The sequence below is a fragment of the Lysobacter enzymogenes genome, assembly GCF_017168095.1.
Lineage (GTDB): Bacteria > Pseudomonadota > Gammaproteobacteria > Xanthomonadales > Xanthomonadaceae > Lysobacter > Lysobacter enzymogenes_D.
In genome coordinates this window covers 1-844 of record NZ_LXSD01000647.1, presented here as the reverse complement: position 1 = coordinate 844, position 844 = coordinate 1, and the positions used below count along the sequence as shown (strand labels likewise).

Annotated in this window: 1 protein-coding gene; it reads right to left on the bottom strand. The window is 75.1% G+C overall.

From position 1 onward, the window contains the following. Window positions 1–55: 55 nt before the first annotated feature. Window positions 56–634, bottom strand: a complete 579-nt coding sequence (locus A7A76_RS24775; protein WP_206413820.1) for a chemotaxis protein CheW — start codon at window positions 632–634, stop codon at window positions 56–58. Window positions 635–844 lie beyond the last annotated feature (210 nt).

Below are 844 nucleotides of genomic sequence, written 5' to 3'. Positions count from 1 at the left end.
GCGGCCGCGTCCGGTTGCGGCGCCGGCGCGTGCGGTGCGGGCGCCGCGGCCTCGCTCACGCCGCTTGCGCGAGCGCTTCGCCGATCATCGCCTCGACCGCTTCCAGGTCCGGCAGCAGCGCGGCATCGTCGTTGAGGCGGACCCGCGCCTGCACGCCCAGCGGCAGGACTTCGTCCTCGCGGCTCTGCAGGTACAGGCCGGAAGCCGACACGGTGACCAGGCGCGGGAAGCCCTGGGTCAGCATGGCGAAATACGGCAGGCGCGAGGCCGCGCTGAGCGCCTTGAGCACGACCACCTTGCTGCCCAGGCCGCCGGGTTCGCGCGCCAGGCCCGACAGTTCGCCGAAGGCGATCATCGGCAGGTTCCAGCCGCGCCAGCGGATCTGGCCGAGCAGCCAGCGCGGCGCTTCGGCGATCGGCGCCGGCGGCGCGTACGACAGCACCTCGGCGATGGTCGCGTTGGGCAGCAGCAGGCGCGCGCCGGCGACCTGGACCAGGACGCCGCGAATGTCGTTAGGCGTGGTGCCGTCGTTGGGCGTGGCGCCGTCGCCCGAGGCGGCGCCGCCGTCGCGCACGATCTCGTCCTGCGCGCCGTCGACCGGCTCAGCGTCGTTGTCGGGGATCGAATTGGACATCGCGCTTTCCTCGCCGCCGCATGCGGCTCATGACTCGGCCCCGCCGCGCGGGGCCCGTGAACGGTGACGGCGGTACGCGCGCCGCCGCGGAACATTCTGCACTTCTCCGGCCGGCGCGACGCGCATCGCGACGCGCGCCAGCGGTCCCGCGGCGCGCCCGCAGGCCGCCGCGGACGCGGGTCAGACCGGGCTTTGCCGCGACCAGCGCGC

Coding starts and splice junctions, on each gene's coding strand:
- A7A76_RS24775 (WP_206413820.1), bottom strand. CDS start 634: ATGTCCAATTCGATCCCCGACAACGACGCTGAGCCGGTCGACGGCGCG.